Annotated in this window: 15 protein-coding genes; 9 read left to right on the top strand and 6 right to left on the bottom strand. The window is 56.8% G+C overall.

Annotated features, from left to right (window positions below):
• Positions 1-121: 121 nt before the first annotated feature.
• On the top strand, positions 122-943 hold the full coding sequence (locus tag LB462_RS00640) for a hypothetical protein (RefSeq protein ID WP_224505503.1): 822 nt from the start codon (positions 122-124) through the stop codon (positions 941-943).
• Positions 944-1,051: 108 nt separating this feature from the next.
• Here the strand turns inward: LB462_RS00640 and LB462_RS00635 are convergent, their stop codons facing one another.
• The 3 genes from LB462_RS00635 to LB462_RS00625 form a co-directional block, all read right to left on the bottom strand.
• Complete coding sequence (locus LB462_RS00635) at positions 1,052-2,086, bottom strand: ATP-binding protein (RefSeq protein ID WP_224505502.1); 1,035 nt, start codon at positions 2,084-2,086, stop codon at positions 1,052-1,054.
• A 203-nt stretch (positions 2,087-2,289) separates the two neighbouring features.
• Entirely contained in the window at positions 2,290-2,832 is a 543-nt protein-coding gene (locus LB462_RS00630; RefSeq protein WP_224505501.1) for a putative pterin-binding protein, read from the bottom strand.
• Between the two features lie 111 nt (positions 2,833-2,943).
• Entirely contained in the window at positions 2,944-3,588 is a 645-nt protein-coding gene (locus LB462_RS00625; RefSeq protein WP_112527497.1) for a response regulator, read from the bottom strand.
• A gap of 404 nt (positions 3,589-3,992) precedes the next feature.
• Here LB462_RS00625 and LB462_RS00620 point away from each other — a divergent pair, with 404 nt between their 5' ends.
• From LB462_RS00620 to xth, 7 genes are all read left to right on the top strand, one after another.
• Positions 3,993-4,403 (top strand): hypothetical protein, encoded by a 411-nt coding sequence (locus LB462_RS00620; protein WP_224505500.1) that lies wholly within the window; start codon positions 3,993-3,995, stop codon positions 4,401-4,403.
• Between the two features lie 284 nt (positions 4,404-4,687).
• Positions 4,688-4,891, top strand: a complete 204-nt coding sequence (locus tag LB462_RS00615; RefSeq protein ID WP_224505499.1) for a hypothetical protein — start codon at positions 4,688-4,690, stop codon at positions 4,889-4,891.
• Positions 4,892-5,333: 442 nt separating this feature from the next.
• Complete coding sequence (locus LB462_RS00610) at positions 5,334-5,579, top strand: hypothetical protein (RefSeq protein WP_224505498.1); 246 nt, start codon at positions 5,334-5,336, stop codon at positions 5,577-5,579.
• 145 nt (positions 5,580-5,724) lie between these two features.
• The gene (locus tag LB462_RS00605) at positions 5,725-6,171 is read left to right on the top strand and encodes a c-type cytochrome (protein ID WP_224505497.1); all 447 of its coding nucleotides are present in this window, start codon (positions 5,725-5,727) and stop codon (positions 6,169-6,171) included.
• Between the two features lie 8 nt (positions 6,172-6,179).
• On the top strand, positions 6,180-7,106 hold the full coding sequence (locus LB462_RS00600; RefSeq protein WP_224505496.1) for a cytochrome c: 927 nt from the start codon (positions 6,180-6,182) through the stop codon (positions 7,104-7,106).
• Positions 7,107-7,238: 132 nt separating this feature from the next.
• Complete coding sequence (locus tag LB462_RS00595; RefSeq protein WP_224505495.1) at positions 7,239-8,207, top strand: aliphatic sulfonate ABC transporter substrate-binding protein; 969 nt, start codon at positions 7,239-7,241, stop codon at positions 8,205-8,207.
• A 132-nt stretch (positions 8,208-8,339) separates the two neighbouring features.
• A complete protein-coding gene (xth, locus tag LB462_RS00590; protein WP_224505494.1) occupies positions 8,340-9,110 on the top strand; it encodes an exodeoxyribonuclease III in 771 nt (256 codons plus the stop codon).
• Between the two features lie 7 nt (positions 9,111-9,117).
• Here the strand turns inward: xth and LB462_RS00585 are convergent, their stop codons facing one another.
• Positions 9,118-13,098, bottom strand: a complete 3,981-nt coding sequence (locus LB462_RS00585) for an autotransporter domain-containing protein (protein WP_224505493.1) — start codon at positions 13,096-13,098, stop codon at positions 9,118-9,120.
• A gap of 190 nt (positions 13,099-13,288) precedes the next feature.
• Positions 13,289-14,818 (bottom strand): helicase HerA-like C-terminal domain-containing protein, encoded by a 1,530-nt coding sequence (locus tag LB462_RS00580; protein ID WP_224505492.1) that lies wholly within the window; start codon positions 14,816-14,818, stop codon positions 13,289-13,291.
• A gap of 475 nt (positions 14,819-15,293) precedes the next feature.
• Here LB462_RS00580 and LB462_RS00575 point away from each other — a divergent pair, with 475 nt between their 5' ends.
• Complete coding sequence (locus LB462_RS00575) at positions 15,294-15,659, top strand: DUF2267 domain-containing protein (protein ID WP_112527475.1); 366 nt, start codon at positions 15,294-15,296, stop codon at positions 15,657-15,659.
• Between the two features lie 53 nt (positions 15,660-15,712).
• Here the strand turns inward: LB462_RS00575 and LB462_RS00570 are convergent, their stop codons facing one another.
• Positions 15,713-16,477 (bottom strand): SDR family oxidoreductase, encoded by a 765-nt coding sequence (locus LB462_RS00570; RefSeq protein WP_224505491.1) that lies wholly within the window; start codon positions 16,475-16,477, stop codon positions 15,713-15,715.
• Positions 16,478-16,590: the final 113 nt, after the last annotated feature.

The raw sequence follows: 16,590 nt of genomic DNA, 5'->3' as shown, positions 1-16,590 counted from the left end.
TAGCCTTGCCCTCATGCTTAGTGTTCCCCGCGTATGAGACCATTTGTTAGGAAGACAGATGCGGAGGTATGGGCTAGGCTGTTCTGTATTCTCGCCTGGAATGAGACCATTAACAGAACCAATGCGCCCGGCATCAGCTCCCAAAATAGTGCTCATTCTTGGCAGCGCACCGGATGCCGTGCGGTCGCGTGAGTGGCAGCGTGCGCCTTTCGATGCGATCGTCGCGATCAATAACGCCTGGCGAGTGCGCGACGATTGGAATTACCTTCTCCACGCGGGTGACTTTCCGCAGAGCGCCATGCCCGCGCCGGAGTTGGCGCGCGACCGCAAGATCCACACAGCGTCCGATTATGTTCCTGCACAAAACGCCTATGGCGGCTTTGTCTATGCGGGTGCGACGATGTCGCTGACATCGGCCTACTGGGCTTTGCATACGCTCAAGCCGGATGTGCTTGCATTCCTTGGCTGTGACATGAACTACGACCAGGCCGGGCCAACGCATTTTTACGGCTATGGCAATGCGGATCCGTTGCGCCCTGATGTGACACTGCAGAGCCTCGAAGCAAAGACGGGACGGCTGATGATCTCGGCAGCACGGCAGGGCTGCATTTGCGTCAATCTTTCCCGTCTGAACGCAAGCCGGCTGGTTTTTCCACGTGTCGATATCGACGCGCTTGCAGAGTGGTCGCCGAGAGATGCACAGCTCCGCATCGACAGCGTCTTGCGGCAGGTCGATGAGGCACAATTGCAGCGTGCCGAAATCCGCGAAAGAACGCTGGGCTATTATTTCCCAACCGGTGAGTATTGGCTGTTTTTGGACCAGATCGACGCCCGCGAACTCCGATGCCTCGATGATTTGTGGCTGGCCGCGCTTGGTCGCAAAGAGACTGCCCCTACACTTGAATGCTCAGAGACCGTTTGGAAAGTCGCTGCGGCAAGGTAGATGGCGTGGTTTTCGAGAACCGGAGCGGAGCGTACTTAAGTACGTGAGCACCGGAAGCGCAGAAAATCACGTCAGATGACCGCCACAGTTGAGTTTCCAAACGGTCTCTCAGATTGAATAGTAGATTCTGACAGAGGTTCCCTTGCCGGGCGTGGAACTTATGTCCAGACGCCCTGCCATGGTCTTCATGAGTTCAACGCAGTTGGTGAGTCCAAGGCCAACATGTCCGCCAGCTTTAGTGGAGAAGAATGGCTGTTTTGCCTTGGCCAACAGGTCCCGGCTCATTCCTCCCCCATTGTCGCTAATGGTCAGGATCAGTTGCGAACGGCGCATGAAACGCCGTCGCACGGTTCCGGTGATGGCGATGATGGGGTCGGTGCGTCCGGCAACCGCATTGATGGCATTCAGTACGAGTTCGTCCAGCAGCAAGTGGAACTGCGATGCGGGAACATTAACAGCGCGCACCTCGTCATCGGCGTTTACATTCAGCGTTGTTTTGCTGTTCGTGACTATATTATTGATGATCTGGCCGAGCGGTGCGGGCGGCACCTTGGCGCGGGCATGCCCTATCATCATCAAACCTTCATTGATCGAATCGAGCTCCGCTATTGTTCGCACGGCAGCATTTGTCATTTCGGATGGCGGCACCGAATGCCCGTTCAGGTAGCCGAGAAAAAGGCGCAAGGCGGCGACCCGCGTTCGGGTCATATGGGCGAAGAGCAACGAAAAAGACCTGATGTGCTGATCTTTCTCCCAACTGATTTTATTGTGTTGCCAGATGGCGATGATGCTCAGAATGAGCGCTGCAATAGCGCCAAAGAGGACGAGCATGTTGTGTGCCGCATCGGTGGCGATTTGCGCGGTCGCACTCAGACCCTGGCTATAATCGACTGTCACGCTGGCCAGGCGAACAAGATAGCCGTCGACAGTCGTGATGGATCCGAGGGCCTGTTCATAGTTCCCGCCATGCATGGCTACGGGCACGACCGTAAGGTCGATCGCTTCGATTGCATGGTGCAGGATGGCCATGTTTGGCGGCTTGATGAATGCGGCCGCGTAGTCGAGGCTTGCTATCAACTTCAGATTGAATCGTAACAATCGAAGATCTTGCAACAATCGGGGGTCATTTTTCCCCGTGCTCATGGACAGTTCCAGATAGCCGCTTATGCGGGCGGCCTTTTCTCTCGATTGCGCCAATCGCCATCGGATTTCAGAGGCTTGGCTAAGCGTGACTTCTGTTTGTTGCCTATAGGTGTCTGTGCGCAAAATCGACCAGACACTGAGACATAACGAGATGAGGAGACCTACACAGAGGAAGTACGGCAGGATCTGGCGTATCGCGCGCCTCATCGGCTGGGACGCACATTCACGACAAACCACACCCAAATGGACTTGCGGCTTAGAATGTAGGAGGAGGGAAGATCGTCGAGCGGCCAGACCAGATAAAATGGCCCGCCATCGTCGATCGATAGCGGCCTGTACAATTGGCCATCCTTACAAAGACCGCTTGCCCTGTCCTCTTCCGCGCACTGCTGTTCGATGGCCACCATGGGTGAAAAAGCATCGATCTCTTTGTTCGTCACCCTTGCGATGAAGTCATTATAAGCGACAACTTCGAATTCTTTGACATCAGCAAGGTGGCTCCTGGCCAGTATGTCTTTGAGCAGAGGGCCGCGAAAGCTCGTCTTTTGGCCTTTTTTGCTCCAGGGTGTCTCCGTTGTTCGCTCGTGCAGATCAAACCCGCTGCGCAGCTGTTTTTCCGTATATGTCGCGGTTTTTCCAAATGCCTGTTCAATCGTCAGAATGTCCGGATCAGGAGATTGGGATCTCGCAATGGTGGGATGTCCAAGCAGGGCCAACCACAAAATGACTTTAAAAAAATCTTTCATAAAAATGTACCCAAACCGGTCCGCATTCTGACTATGACGGCGACTGCGAGCCGGTGCTGAAATAGACTGATAAAAATCAAATATCGAAATAACAGGTAAGAATAAGCCACACTACAATGATTCCGGCAACTGCCCGAACTTCAAAAGTTTGGCCCGGGCGCGCTTGTAATAGCGCTCCGCAGAAGCCGCATCGATATTGAGATGCTCGCCAAGCTGATCGTAGATCGCCTTGCGGCTGATATTTGCCGGCCTTTGCATCATCCACTGGACAAGCTCCTGTTCCCTTGGAGAGAGCACCGCGTGGTAGACTTCCGGCGACATGCTGGTCTCGTGCATCAAGCCGACACAACATCCATGATCTGCTATCGACTGCAGAATCGCCGTCATGGTGCCGGGCTTGAGGCTGTTTTTGGCAATGTAGCCGGCTACGCCAATAGTCCGGACCTCTTCCCACTCCTGTGCACTCTCGGCGCCGGTGATAACGATGTGTATCGCAGCGGGCGTTCGTTCAACCACGGTGCTTATAGTCTTCAGTCGATCCATCTCGGACCGGGGATCGTAACCTGGCAGCCCGGGATCGATGAGAATAAGTGCAAACTGATTGGCCTCGATCAGCTCCAGCGCTGTGGCGATCGTTGCGGCGGCGTGGACGACACAGGCAGGAATCGCTGCTTGCAATTCATGCACAAGTGCGAGGCGCATCAAATGCTGGTCTTCGACGATCAATACGTCCTGTAATGAATGCTTTGTTGTCAAAAAAAAACTTTCAAAATAAGTGCTTTAATTCAAAGTACTTTTTATAGCCCGATTCGGCCTCGTGCAAATAGGGACAGCGCCGTCACTTTCGTCGCGAGACGTGTCGTTGTTGCTTCTGGATGCTGGTCGTGCGAAACGGCACCGATTGCGATTGACTTATTGTTAACCATCACGTAGCAGGTCGTTCATCGTGACGACTCGATATGAAACACACTATTTAAAACTATCGCAACTGTAATATCAAAGTGTAAATACCGGCTAACCGGAGCATATTAGGTTATATTTTGACGCGAAAGCGTCGCACAAAGTTTATTTTGTTTATTTTATTGGAAACATTTATATGGGAATCGATCTATTATTTAACAACGTGAATTCAATTCATTGTCCTGATTTGTCCCCCGACCATGGGGACAGCGCTGTCACTTTCGCCCGCCAGCGATTCGCGTCAAGACGCCGGGATGAAAGCAAACCCCATTTTTCAAGCGCCGCGACTATCGACGCCCCCTGCCACTAACGACAACGCCACAAAGGCCAAGATGGAAAAGATTCTATTGATGATCGCCATTGATTATCATGAACAGGCTCGGGCTGAAGTTGCTCGACTTGTTCTTTCATGCACCAGACTCAAGGCAGCAGGCGTCGACACCGAGCTGCTCGATAAGCGTCTCGAGACAGCAAGGGAAGTCGAACGGTGCATCAGAGATGAAATGCTGCGCTGCCCCACAGAATATATTGAGAATGCTGCCGCCAAGGTCGTGCATCTACGCCGGACCTTTACGCAGGACCATGCGACAAGCGAGGCGGGTGGGCGCTAATTCTCCCATAACTATCCTGGCGGCAATTGTCGCTTGTTGCACTGAAGTGGCCCCGTCATTGGCGGGGCCGCTTTGCATTCATCGCTTCGAAAAACGTGTGACCAATCCGTTGCTTCAGTAACGAATCCCCCCGCCCTATTTGAGAAACATTTCAGAAACGAAACACCACATGCGGGAAATAGCGCCGAAACATCCGCATTCGATAAAGAGGCAGGTGGACCGATTCTACACCTGCGCGTTGCAGTCCCTCCTCTTCTGTCACCCACCAAAGGAAACCCAAGGATATGAAAACGTCTCTTTACTCGGCTCTCGGCCTCGCTATCGCCCTCGCCGTCTCCGCACCAGTGCTTGCCACGAGTGCAAGCGCTGCTGAACCGATTCATCACAGGCACCACCGCGTCTATCATCATCATCATCACGTCGTGCATCATCCAAAGCATCATGCATGGCACAAGCATCATGGAAAGCCCGTCTACAAGCACGCATAAGACAGAACATACAAACATATGGGCCGGTTATCAGTCGATGATGACCGGCATCTTCATTGCACTCTGCCCGGAGACCATTTGGAACGTCGCACCGGCGGCCGCAGAATCGCGAACGAACCGCCCGGATATGCGTGCTTTTTCACGCATTGGAACAACACGTTCTCAAAAGTGATCGCCCCATTTTGATCCTTGCCTCATAGCTGACCGTTATTCATCCGAGGTTCAGAGAATTGGACTATGTCTAATATCTCAGGGACGTTTAAGTGTTGAAAGCCTTTGGCAAAAGCGGGGGCTTTCACTGGAGGTACAATGAGAAAGTTGATTTCAGCCCTAAGCGCGGTTTTGGTGTCGATCGGGACACTTGTTCCAGTCGAAACGGCCAGCGCCGCGCCTATGACGATTCAGCAGCCAGTCGAGATCTCGAAGGCTGCTCCGAACCCAAATGTCGAAACCGTCCACTATCGTGACCGGTGGGATCGCCGGCATCATCGCCGCTGGGACCGCAGGCACTACGGTTGGGAACGCAGGCATTATCGCCGTTGGGATCGCAGGTACTATGGTGACCGGTATTACCGCCGCCCCTACTACCGAGATCGCCCATACTATCGGACTTGGGATGACCCTTACCGTTACCGCAGGAGCGGGATCTATCTACAGTTCTGACACCATAACCAGCCCCGGCGTCTGACGCCGGGGCTTTTTGCTCCATTAACTTGCTGACAAACGAAAATGTGATCGCAATTGCCGCGTGCTTTTCGCAATGTATAATCTAGAGTGCCCACCGGAAGCCCTTGAAGCCACAATACTTTAGCCACAAGAGTCGGAGACACCCCATGAACAGACTGATTTCGCTTGCTGCGGCGCCTTTGCTTGCCATCGCACTTTCGGCACCGGCAAGCGCCGATGCGCTCGCTGACCGCCAGGCGCTCATGAAGGATCAGGGCAAGACCGTCGGCAGCATCACGCCGATCATCAAAGGCGAAAAGCCGTTCGATGCCGATGCGGTAAAGGCCGCACTGGTACACCTCAACGAGGATGCGCAGAAGATCGATGTGGCGACGCTGTTTCCTGCCGGGTCTGACCAGGGCAAAACCACCGTCTCGCCGAAGATCTGGGAAGACAATGCCGGCTTTGTCGCCGCCGTGGCAAAATACCAGAAAGACGCAGCCGCGGCAGCCGAAGCCAACCCGAAGGACCTCGATAGCTTCAAGGTCGTCTTCAACCAGGTAGCCGAAAATTGCGCTTCCTGCCACAAGGCGTTCCGCATCAAGAAAGACTAGGTAAAAGGATGATGCGCAAGCTCGCATTGCTCATCATCATTCTGGCGCTGATTGGCGGAGCCGGGTTCTGGTTGCTCTCGGCGCCCTCCCATGTCGACCCGGCAAAGCTTGCCGCGACAGCCCCCGGTGATCCGCAACGCGGCATGAGCATCTTCTGGCAAGGAGGCTGTGCCTCCTGCCATGCAGCCCCGGGTGCCAAAGGCGATGCACGGCTGGTGCTGGCGGGCGGTGTCAACCTCGTCACGCCTTTCGGCACCTTCGTAACGCCAAATATTTCCCCATCGAAGCAAGGCATCGGCGACTGGTCCTTCGCCGATCTCGCCAATGCGATGATGGAAGGGGTCTCGCCGGATGGCAGGCATTTTTATCCGGCCTTTCCCTATACATCCTATGCGCGCATGCAGGTGCAGGATATTGCCGATCTCTACGCTTTCCTGAAGACCCTGCCGCCATCCGATAATGTCGCCGGGCCGCACAAGCTGAGTTTTCCTTTCAACGTCCGGCGCGGCATTGGTCTGTGGAAGCGGCTTTTCCTTTCGCCGCAGCCGGTCCTCACGCTGGCCAATGCCACCGATGAGATCAAGCGCGGTCAATACCTGGTGGAAGGCCCGGGCCATTGCGGCGAATGCCATACTCCCCGCGATGTCATTGGCGGGCCGGACAACACGCAATGGCTGGCGGGCGCCAAAGCGCCTGAGGGCAAGGGCGTCATTCCGAATATCACCGGCGGCGAAGGCGGCATCGATTCCTGGTCCGAAAAGGATATTTCCTATGCGCTGGAGAGCGGTTTCACGCCGGATTTCGATTCGCTCGGCGGCTCGATGACGGATGTGGTTCTCAATATGGCACATCTCGAGCCTGCGGATCGTGACGCGATAGCCGCCTATCTCAAGGCTGTGCCCGCGCATCCGAACGGCTTTCCGGCGGCGAAGTGATTTCGCCGCCTACGCCAAAACAGGCATGATTTTCCCCATCCCAGCGATTGTTCGCACGTTCTGACGTCGCCGACGCTGATCCATTGCGCCATCCTTTGCCGGAGCCAACGTTATTGGAAAGGGATGCCTCGCATGATCAATCGCAGACAAACTCTCGCATTGCTGGGCGGTGCTGCCGCAGCAACCGCCCTGCCCTTCGCAGCGCATGGAGCTTCGGAACCGCCAAAGACACTCCGCATCGGCTGGCAGAAAAATGGCGTCCTGGCACTGGCCAAAGGCAACGGCGCACTCGAAAAACGTTTTGAACAGCGCGGCATCAATGTCAGCTGGTCGGAATTCTCGTCGGGGCCTCCGCTTCTCGAGGCACTCGGCGCCGGTGCTATCGATTTCGGCCCGACAGGTGATGTGCCGCCGCTTTTTGCGCAGGCGGCGGGCGGAAATCTGGTCTATGCCGGAACCTATCGGGGCCCACCGGCGGGTTCGGCCATTCTCGTCCACAAGGATTCGCCATTGCAGTCCATAGCCGATCTCAAGGGCAAGCGCGTCGCCTTCAAACGTGGTTCGAGCGCCCACAATTTCACGGTCAAGGCTTTGCGGACGGCCGGGCTGGCCGTGAAAGACATCGTTGCATCCGACCTCTCGCCTCCCGATGCGGCGGCCGCCTTCACCGCAGGTCAGATCGACGCCTGGACGATATGGGATCCCTATTTTGCCGTGGCCGAGAAACGCCCGGAAGCGCGGGTGCTGGCAACCGGCAAAGGCATCGTCGAGTCCTGGTCGTTCTTTCTCAGCAATGGCGAGTTTGCCGCTTCGCATGGCGATGTTCTGGCGGATGTCCTCGATGAGCTGACGCTTGTCGGCCGGTCAGCGCAAGACAATCTCGACGAGACGGTCCGGATCCTTGCGAAGATAACCGGCGTGCCGGAGGATATCCAGAAGGTTGTCCTGACGCGCGAGGGAGCGGATCTTGGCAAGGTGGCGGGCGTTACGCCGGAAGCCATTGCCTATCAGCAGGCATTGGCCGATGAGTTCTTTGACCTCAAGATCGTGCCGAAGAAGCTCAATGTCAGCGACATCGTATGGCGGGCCAAGCAGGCATGAGGAACGTCAGGCGCTCTGTGATTTGACGTAACCAGCCGGGCGCAGCTTCCATTGCGCCCGGCTTTATCTCATGATGCAGGCAACGACTCGATGCAACTATCAGAAACGTTTCCGGCTCAGAACCCGCTCTAAATGAAGATTGCCACATTCAACGTAAACGGTATCAACGGCCGCCTGTCGTTGCTTTTGCGATGGCTTGCGGAAGCCCAGCCGGACGTCGTGTGCTTGCAGGAGCTCAAGGCGCCTCAGGAGAAATTTCCGGAGCGCGCGATAAACGCCGCGGGATATGACGCAATCTGGCACGGACAAAAGAGCTGGAACGGCGTTGCCATTCTTGCCAAAGGCACTGAGCCTATCGAGACCACACGCGGCCTGCCCGGAGATCCCGACGATACCCACAGCCGCTACATCGAAGCGGCCGTGAATGGTGTCCTGATCGGATGCATGTATGTTCCGAACGGGAATCCGGCACCTGGCCCGAAATTCGATTACAAGCTGCGCTGGTACGACCGCCTTTCGCAACGCGCTCAGGAACTGCTTGCGACAGGCGCGCCCGTCGTACTTGCCGGCGATTATAACGTCATGCCGACGGATCTCGATGTCTACAAGCCGGAGCGCTGGATCGACGACGCGCTTTTCCGCCCCGAAGTCAGGCAGGCCTTCGCGAAGCTTGTTGCGCAAGGGTGGACCGATGCCATTCGCCACCTGCATCCCGACGAGAAAATCTACACGTTCTGGGACTATTTCAGAAACGCCTGGGGCCGCAATGCCGGCCTGCGTCTCGACCACTTCCTGCTCAGTCCATCGATCGCCGATCGATTGAGCAGCGCTGATGTCGATCGTCACGTCAGGGGCTGGGACCATGCAAGCGACCATGCTCCCGCCTGGATCGTGCTCGACTGACCGCCGATCAGAATTTGACCGTCAGATCGGCTTTGACCGCGTTGTCGCTCGCGCTGTCGGAGAACTGCCCGCTATAAGTCAGGCCCAGCGTCGTGGCTTTGCCGATTCCCACATCGAACCCCGCCTCGACGATGCCTGTGTCGGTCGCGACCGGCAGGCCCTTGACGTCGAATGGCTGGCCGCCGGCAAAGGCCAGGCGCTGCTCCGGCGTCACATCGCCGAAGGCATGGCTCCAGCCGAGCATGCCGTGTGCATCGAGCGAGATGGTCTGGCTTATGGCAAAGCTGCGCGATAGCCGAAGCCCGAGCGTCGTCGTGGTCAAGTCCGTTGTGCCCGCTAGCCCGGTCAGATTGCTGATCTCGCCGCTTTCCTGAAAGCCATCGCTCTTGAGGTGCACGTAGCTCGCCGCGGCGAAGGGCTCGAAATCGGCATAAGCCGTTTTGACCGCATAGCCGAGCTCGCCGAAAACCTGCACGGTCTTCGCATCGTAGGAAGCGCTGTGCCCGCCCGCGAGATCGCCGAACACCGCCGTGCGGTCCGTGTCGATCTCATTTTGGGTAAGGGCCGTGCCAAGGCTCAAGCGCAGATTGTCCCACGCGGTACCGCCATAAAGCCCGATCGAATAACTGTCGACCGAGGCATTCGAAGCCCGGCTATCGAGCGAGGTGTTGCCATAGCCGGCGAGCACGCCTATGCGCCAATCATCCGCAACCGCACCGTCGAGCCCGGTGACGAAGCCGCCGGTATTGCGGCTATAACCTGCAGCATTGCCGTCGCCGCCCGCATACGCCCATCCGCCATAGGCCTCGCCCCACAGGGCGGTCGTGGCTGGTGCCGGCGTTACCGATGCAAAGGCATCGCTGATCTTGGCCCGTTGCGCCGGAGCGTAAGCCAGCGGTGACGCTATCACCGCCTGCTCCTTCACAGCTACCCCGTCAAAGGCAGCGCGAATGCGGTTTTGCGCCGCATTGCCGATCACGCTTGCATCCTTGGCAAGCACGCCCGCGAGCGTGGCATGGGCTTCGCCCGACAGATTGTCATAGGGCAAGATTTCGCCGATTGCCGAGAACAGCACCGTATTGAGCAGCGGATTGCCGAGTTCAAGCTCCTTGATTGCGCCGCCAACGGCGATCTGGTTCGGCGTCTTCGCATCGACGAGGACGAGGCTTTTGACGCGCTCCTTCAGCAAGCGCAGCTTTTCTTCGCGCGCCAGCCGATCCTCTTCGTCCTGCCCTGCATCAGTCAGGCCGAAGCCGAGGGTGATTTTGTTCGCATCGCTGTAATCCAACTCCGCTGTCACGTAATTATACTGCGGCAATACACTGTCAAACCTGCCCGTGACGCCTTTTCCGGCGTTCAGGACCTCATATGACTTGTCCAGAAACAACCCTTCGATCGTTTTCTGACTCAGGAGCGCCACCTGATTTTCAAGGCGCACGGCAACGATGCCGCCCAGCAGGTTTGCGGTTCCATCGACTTTGAGCAGGTCGGCGCCGCTCGCGTCCCACATGATCCCGATATTCAAGAGGCTCCCCGGATGAAAGGTTGCATCGCCAGTAACGGTCAGAACGCCGATTTCCGTGCCATGGGGCGGCCAGGATTTGACCAGGCCATCATCCTGCTCCTGCGTATGGAACTGACCAGCAGGCGAAACCAAACCGTCCCGGTTGACGACAAGGCTGGCGACCGAGCCGCCCTTGCCACCAAGCTCGCCGCCAGCATTGACCGTCGCATCGCCGGCCATGCCATAGACAGCGGCAAAGCCGCCATTCAACACAAGATCACCAGAAATCCCGGCGTTGCCGATAATCAGGCTGCCGCCGTTGACGCTGGCATTGCCGCTCTTGCCATAGATGACGCCCCAACCGCCATTGAAGGTGAGATCGCCAGTTATGCCGGTCTGGTTGACGCGCAATTCGCCGCCTTGGTTGATCGTTGCATTCGCCGCTGTTCCATCGACTGAAAACTGGCCGGTGTAATTGACAAAAGTGTTCGAGATGATCGAGCCACCTTCGGCGATGGCAAGCTTGCCGCCATCGACGATCGTATCGCCGCGATAAGTGTTCTTGCCGGAAAGCGTCAGCGTGCCCAAACCGGATTTGGTGAGACCGGCGTCGTAGGCCTTCGTCGCGAGATAGGCCGTGCGGGTTTCAGTGGACGAATATTCGGTTTCGATTCCCTCGGCCTTCACAGCTGCAATCACACCTGCCAGAACAAGGTCATCAGTGTAGCTGGCGATGAAGTTGGTGTAGTCTGTTGTCTCGCTCCAATTGCTTGTCCATCCGGGATGGGACTTTTCATAGAGCGCAAGCAGTGCCGATCCCGCAGGGTTTGCCTCGGCAGCAGCCAGAGCAGCTTGAAATTTCTCGGCTGTGTAGTTTTCCTCTATTATGAAGTTTCCCTCTATACTGGCTGCGATCGCTGCCTTGAGCAGTTCCTTGCCTTTCGGAACTTCGCTCACAAGAGTTTCGGCAAGTGTCTCGACCAGATTGGCGGGAATCCCGTCGTTCAAACCAAGAGCGGTCTTTCGGGCACTCCACGCCGTTATCTCCTGCTGCTCCTCCTTCTTCCGCTGGTCGAGAGCGACCTGGGAGATATCACTTACCCATGTGTCGGTGACGCCCTCTCCCAGATTGGCGTTGAATCGCGACAGAAACTGCCCGGGACCGTTCATGGCTTTTTTGAGATCCGGTCGGCCCCAACCAAAGGTCGTGTCGGGGAGATCCGCGCTTCCATCGCCGAGATGCTCCGCCGTGGTAAACAGTACATCGCGCGCCTGAGTGCCGGTCATATAGGCAAACCGGTCCATCACTAGCCCCAAGGATGCGGTCACGTTCGGAGCCGCAGCCGATGTGCCGCTGTAGCCCGAACGATAGGCTGGCGTTAGCGGCTTTTTTGCCAGATCGTCCGGTGTATGACCCCCGCCGTCGCGTTCGTCCTCACCGCCATTGACACCGACAGATGTTGTTGAAATCCCCTGCGTTGGACCAGCCATGCACCAGTATTTGGTGACGCCGCAGCGATCAAATATGGTGTCCCCATCCTTGGTTACGCCAGTCACGCCAATCCAATAGGGCTCCACCTCCGGCCGGAAATAGGGCATTGCCACCACGGCACGCGGGTTGTTGCGCCCCTCATTGCCATTGGCCCAGACCTGGATGGTTCCGTACTCTTTGGAAACTTCGAAAGCGGCGTCGAGAAAGGTCTTCTTGCCGACAAACCGGCTATAGAGTTTTGTCAGCCCGTCGAGCGTTCCATAATCGCCAGCATCGCGTGCTTCCTGTCCCCAACTGGAATTGATCACGCGTGCGCCGTTGCGGGCAAGAATGCCGTAGGCTTCCTTGAAGTAGCCATAGTCGACGTTGGGGCCAAAAACCGTGTTGTCAGTGCCGCCTGTATTGGCTGAATAGAGATGCGCATCGAAGGCAATGCCGTGCATCCTGTCCTTTTCCGCGTCGCCCGTGGCATTGCGTATGGCGATCATTTCCCCTGCTGCGGACGTGCCATGGCTGTCATTGAAGAAGGGATCGTAATCGCCAAAGACCTTGAACGGGTCGCCTTTCTTCCAGGTTTTGTTCCTCCCATCCAGTTGTTCGCCGTCCGCGCTGTAGAAGCCTTCCACGGTCAAGGATGTGAACTTGCCCTGCAATTGCGGATGCGCGGAATAAATACCGGAATCGACCATGCCAAGCTTGACACTCTTCCCGGTGAATCCAAAGGCATAGGCATATTCTGCCTTCACACCCGCCAGGGCGTGATCCTTCAGGAACTCCGGTGTGCGCCAGCTTGCCGCCGCCTTAGCCAACTCATCCGTTTTCGTACCATCAGCCATGAAATATTTCCCGACTTCCTGCGCCAAGGCTGGAACTGCCGGCAATGCGATAGCGATCGCAGCTGCTGATACAAACGAAAGCAGCTTGCGGCGGACGCGGTGGAATGAAGGCGATAGCGGAGAACGAGCGGAATCCGCCCCTGAAAATGCATACATGAAAATCGTCCTTTAAAAAAATCAGGCAATATGAAGTGCAATAATATAGTTGGCAGGACTTTGCGGTTGTATGCCGTCGTGTCAACTGCCTGAATTCGAGGCACGGTTAATTAATATGCATGTTGCAAAAAAACACACAATTTCCGATTGTTAGATTGACAATTTAATCGTGCAAATAGCAAACCGGCGCTCACCGCCGGCTGAGGCTACCCAATATCCCGCGCACCAGCGCGCGGCCGAGCGACCCCCCGACTGAGCGGACGACGGATTTCATCGCGGCTTCGGCCACGGTCTGGCGGCCTCTCACCTGGCCGCCGCGCGGGCCAGTCTTTGGTTCGCCGCCAAGGAAATCGGGCAGCCGCCAACCGCCCGTGCTATCGGCGCTGGCCTCCTGCGCCGCCTCCGCTTCGGTCTTTGTCTGTTGCGCCTTCTTCTGCAAAAGCTCGTAGGCGGATTCGCGGTCGACCATCTCGTCATAGAGGCCAGCTACCGGGCTTGCATTGATCAGTGTCTGGCGTTCGTCGCTGGTCAGCGGCCCGATGCGTCCTGCCGGCGGGCGGATCAACGTCCGCTGCACCATGGACGGAACGCCCTTGTCGGCCAGCGTCGAAACCAGCGCCTCGCCGGTGGCGAGATTGGTGATCGCTTCGAACGTGTTGAAGGCGGGGTTGGCGCGGAAGGTGTCTGCAGCGGTTTTCACTGCATTCTGCTCGCGCGGTGTATAGGCACGCAAGGCATGCTGCACGCGGTTGCCGAGCTGCGCCAGCACCGTTTCCGGCACGTCCAGCGGGTTTTGCGAGATGAAAAACACGCCCACGCCCTTGGAACGGATCAGGCGCACCACCTGCTCGACGCGGGTCAGCAGCGCTTTCGGCGCTTCGTTGAAGAGCAGGTGCGCCTCGTCGAAGAAGAACACCAGGCGCGGCTTTTCCGGATCGCCGATTTCCGGCAGTTCCTCGAAGAGTTCCGACAACAGCCAAAGCAGGAACGTCGAATAGAGCCGCGGGTTCATCATCAGCTTGTCGGCCGCAAGGACGCTGACCAGACCGCGGCCATTTGTGTCCGTGCGCATGATGTCGGCGATCTTCAGCGCCGGCTCGCCGAAGAATTTCGTGCCGCCCTGCTGTTCCAGCACCAGGAGCGAGCGCTGGATCGCACCGACCGAAGGTTTCGTGACATTGCCGTAGCGGGCGGAGATTTCTTCGGCGCGTTCCGCGATATTGACGAGCAGCGACTGCAAATCCTTCATGTCGAGCAGGAGCAGCCCCTCCTCGTCGGCGATCTTGAAAGCAATGTTCAGCACGCCTTCCTGCGCTTCCGTCAGGTTCATCAGGCGCGAGAGCAGCAAGGGACCCATTTCCGAGATCGTGGCGCGAATCGGGTGTCCCTGCTCGCCGAAAATATCCCAGAAGATCACCGGCGAGGCCGAATGCTCGTAAGGATCGAGTTTGACATCAGCGGCACGCTTGACGAGAAAATCCTTGTCTTCGCCCTTGGCGCCGATGCCCGAAAGATCGCCTTTGATGTCGGCGCAGAAAACCGGAACACCGGCTTTCGAAAAGCCTTCAGCCAGTACTTGTAGCGTGACTGTCTTACCCGTACCGGTTGCGCCAGTGACCAGGCCATGCCGGTTCCCGAATTTCAGCAGCAAGGATTCTGCCTGCTGGTAGGTATCGTCGGGCTTGCGGCTTGCACCAAGGAAAATACTGTCATCGGCCATGTCGTTCGTCCTCGTCGCGACGGTCACTTTATCCACGGTATAAACAGCCAAACTCCACGCGACAATGGCCAAGGCTTTATCGCGTCCGGAAAATTGCAGACGCCCGGCAACTTCCGGAATGCAAATGGAACAGAAAAATACGATTCCTGCACAAGACTCCGTGATTCCCATGCAAGAAAGTGCGAATCTGGCGCAGGAATTTCATCGTCCGATTGCAATTTGATTGTACGAAGGTGTGTTGAGATTCGCGATCATGACGCGGCGAAAACGGTGTTTTTCGAGAACCGGAGCGGAGCGTACTTGAAGTACGTGAGCACCGGATCACAGAAAAGTGCCGTTTGCAGACCGTTATGGCGCGAATATCAATTCACACCTTGGGTTGATAGAATGATCCAGATTGACTTAAGCGCTTGTGCGGAGGAATATTCCCGCATATTACGTAAACGTAATTCATATCAGACGGGAGATTAGACTAATGGACGAACTTATCGCGCGCATTTCCGCCAATGTCGGCACCGATCCGGATACCGCTCGCAAGGCTGTTGGCCTCATTCTGGCATTTCTGCAGAAAGAAGCGCCAGCCGACAAGGTTGACCAGTTGATTGCCGGCGTTCCCGGCGCTGAAGCTGCCATTGCCGAAGCCAACAATAGCGGCGGCGGACTTTCCGGCCTGATGCCGGGCGTCATGGGCCTCGGTTCCAAGCTGATGGGCATTGGCCTTGGCATGGGCGAAATCACCGGCATTTCCAAGGAAACCATTGCTTTTGCTCGTGAAAAAGCCGGCAGTGGACCAGTTGACGAGGTGGTGAATTCCATTCCGGGTCTGAGCCAGTTCGTTTAAGCCGGCCTCGTCGCCAATCCTGAACGCGCGCTTTTCGGCGCGCGTTTTTGTTTTCAGGTCCGGTTGATCGAGACACCGCCATCGACCAACATGGCCGAGCCCGTGGTAAAACTCGAAGCATCGGACGCGAGATAGAGCACTGACCTGGCGATTTCTCCCGGTGTTGCCCGTCGCTTAAGCGCATGTAATCCCTCAACAAAAGCAAGCTTCTCCGGCGTATCGACCCAGGCCTCTGCCATGCTGGTCGCGGTTCCGCCGGGCAGAATCGCATTCACTCTGATCCCTTGCGGACCAAGCTCTGCGGCGAGTGTCTTCATAAGACCGATAACCCCTGCCTTGCTGGCTGCGTAGGCCGCAGTGCCCGGCATTCCCACCGTGTAGCCGACAAAGGTCGACGTGAAGATCAGCGAGCCACCGCCGCGTCTCTGCATCGCAGGGATCTGGTATTTCGCTCCGAGGAAAGCGCCCGTGAGATTGACGTTCAGCGCCTCCTGCCAGCCTTCGAGCGAGACGTCCGACGTCGGTCCCATTTCTCCATTTGCGCCGGCATTGTTGAAGGCGATGTCGAGCCCGCCAAAGGTGCTTTCCGCCAATTCAACCAATGACTTGGCATAGGCTTCATCGCGGACGTCACCGGCCAGAGCGATGGCTTTTCCACCGTCCCATTCGATCGCTGCGACCAACTTGTCAAGCTCATGCTGGCGTCTTGCGGCCACGATGACATTCGCGCCTTCGCCAGCAAAGAGCCTTGCTGTTTCATAACCGATGCCAGAACTCGCGCCGGTCACGATGGCCGTCTTTCCAATTAACATGTTCATTATTTTGACCTTTCGCGTTTGAAGTTGACGCCAGCCTTTCACGCCCGCTCCGCTCCAGCCACCCGAAACCGGATTTAATGAAAAATCACTAGTTTTCAATAAGTTGCGCCAGC

This window comes from Phyllobacterium chamaecytisi (assembly GCF_020164455.1).
GTDB classification, from domain to species: domain Bacteria; phylum Pseudomonadota; class Alphaproteobacteria; order Rhizobiales; family Rhizobiaceae; genus Phyllobacterium; species Phyllobacterium chamaecytisi.
This window is presented reverse-complemented; position numbering and strand designations above follow the sequence as displayed.

Coding starts and splice junctions, on each gene's coding strand:
- LB462_RS00630 (WP_224505501.1), bottom strand. CDS start 2,832: ATGAAAGATTTTTTTAAAGTCATTTTGTGGTTGGCCCTGCTTGGACAT.
- LB462_RS00575 (WP_112527475.1), top strand. CDS start 15,294: ATGGACGAACTTATCGCGCGCATTTCCGCCAATGTCGGCACCGATCCG.
- LB462_RS00585 (WP_224505493.1), bottom strand. CDS start 13,098: ATGTATGCATTTTCAGGGGCGGATTCCGCTCGTTCTCCGCTATCGCCT.
- LB462_RS00595 (WP_224505495.1), top strand. CDS start 7,239: ATGATCAATCGCAGACAAACTCTCGCATTGCTGGGCGGTGCTGCCGCA.
- LB462_RS00615 (WP_224505499.1), top strand. CDS start 4,688: ATGAAAACGTCTCTTTACTCGGCTCTCGGCCTCGCTATCGCCCTCGCC.
- LB462_RS00640 (WP_224505503.1), top strand. CDS start 122: ATGCGCCCGGCATCAGCTCCCAAAATAGTGCTCATTCTTGGCAGCGCA.
- xth (WP_224505494.1), top strand. CDS start 8,340: ATGAAGATTGCCACATTCAACGTAAACGGTATCAACGGCCGCCTGTCG.
- LB462_RS00605 (WP_224505497.1), top strand. CDS start 5,725: ATGAACAGACTGATTTCGCTTGCTGCGGCGCCTTTGCTTGCCATCGCA.
- LB462_RS00580 (WP_224505492.1), bottom strand. CDS start 14,818: ATGGCCGATGACAGTATTTTCCTTGGTGCAAGCCGCAAGCCCGACGAT.
- LB462_RS00600 (WP_224505496.1), top strand. CDS start 6,180: ATGATGCGCAAGCTCGCATTGCTCATCATCATTCTGGCGCTGATTGGC.
- LB462_RS00570 (WP_224505491.1), bottom strand. CDS start 16,477: ATGAACATGTTAATTGGAAAGACGGCCATCGTGACCGGCGCGAGTTCT.
- LB462_RS00620 (WP_224505500.1), top strand. CDS start 3,993: ATGGGGACAGCGCTGTCACTTTCGCCCGCCAGCGATTCGCGTCAAGAC.
- LB462_RS00610 (WP_224505498.1), top strand. CDS start 5,334: ATGTCGAAACCGTCCACTATCGTGACCGGTGGGATCGCCGGCATCATC.
- LB462_RS00635 (WP_224505502.1), bottom strand. CDS start 2,086: ATGAGCACGGGGAAAAATGACCCCCGATTGTTGCAAGATCTTCGATTG.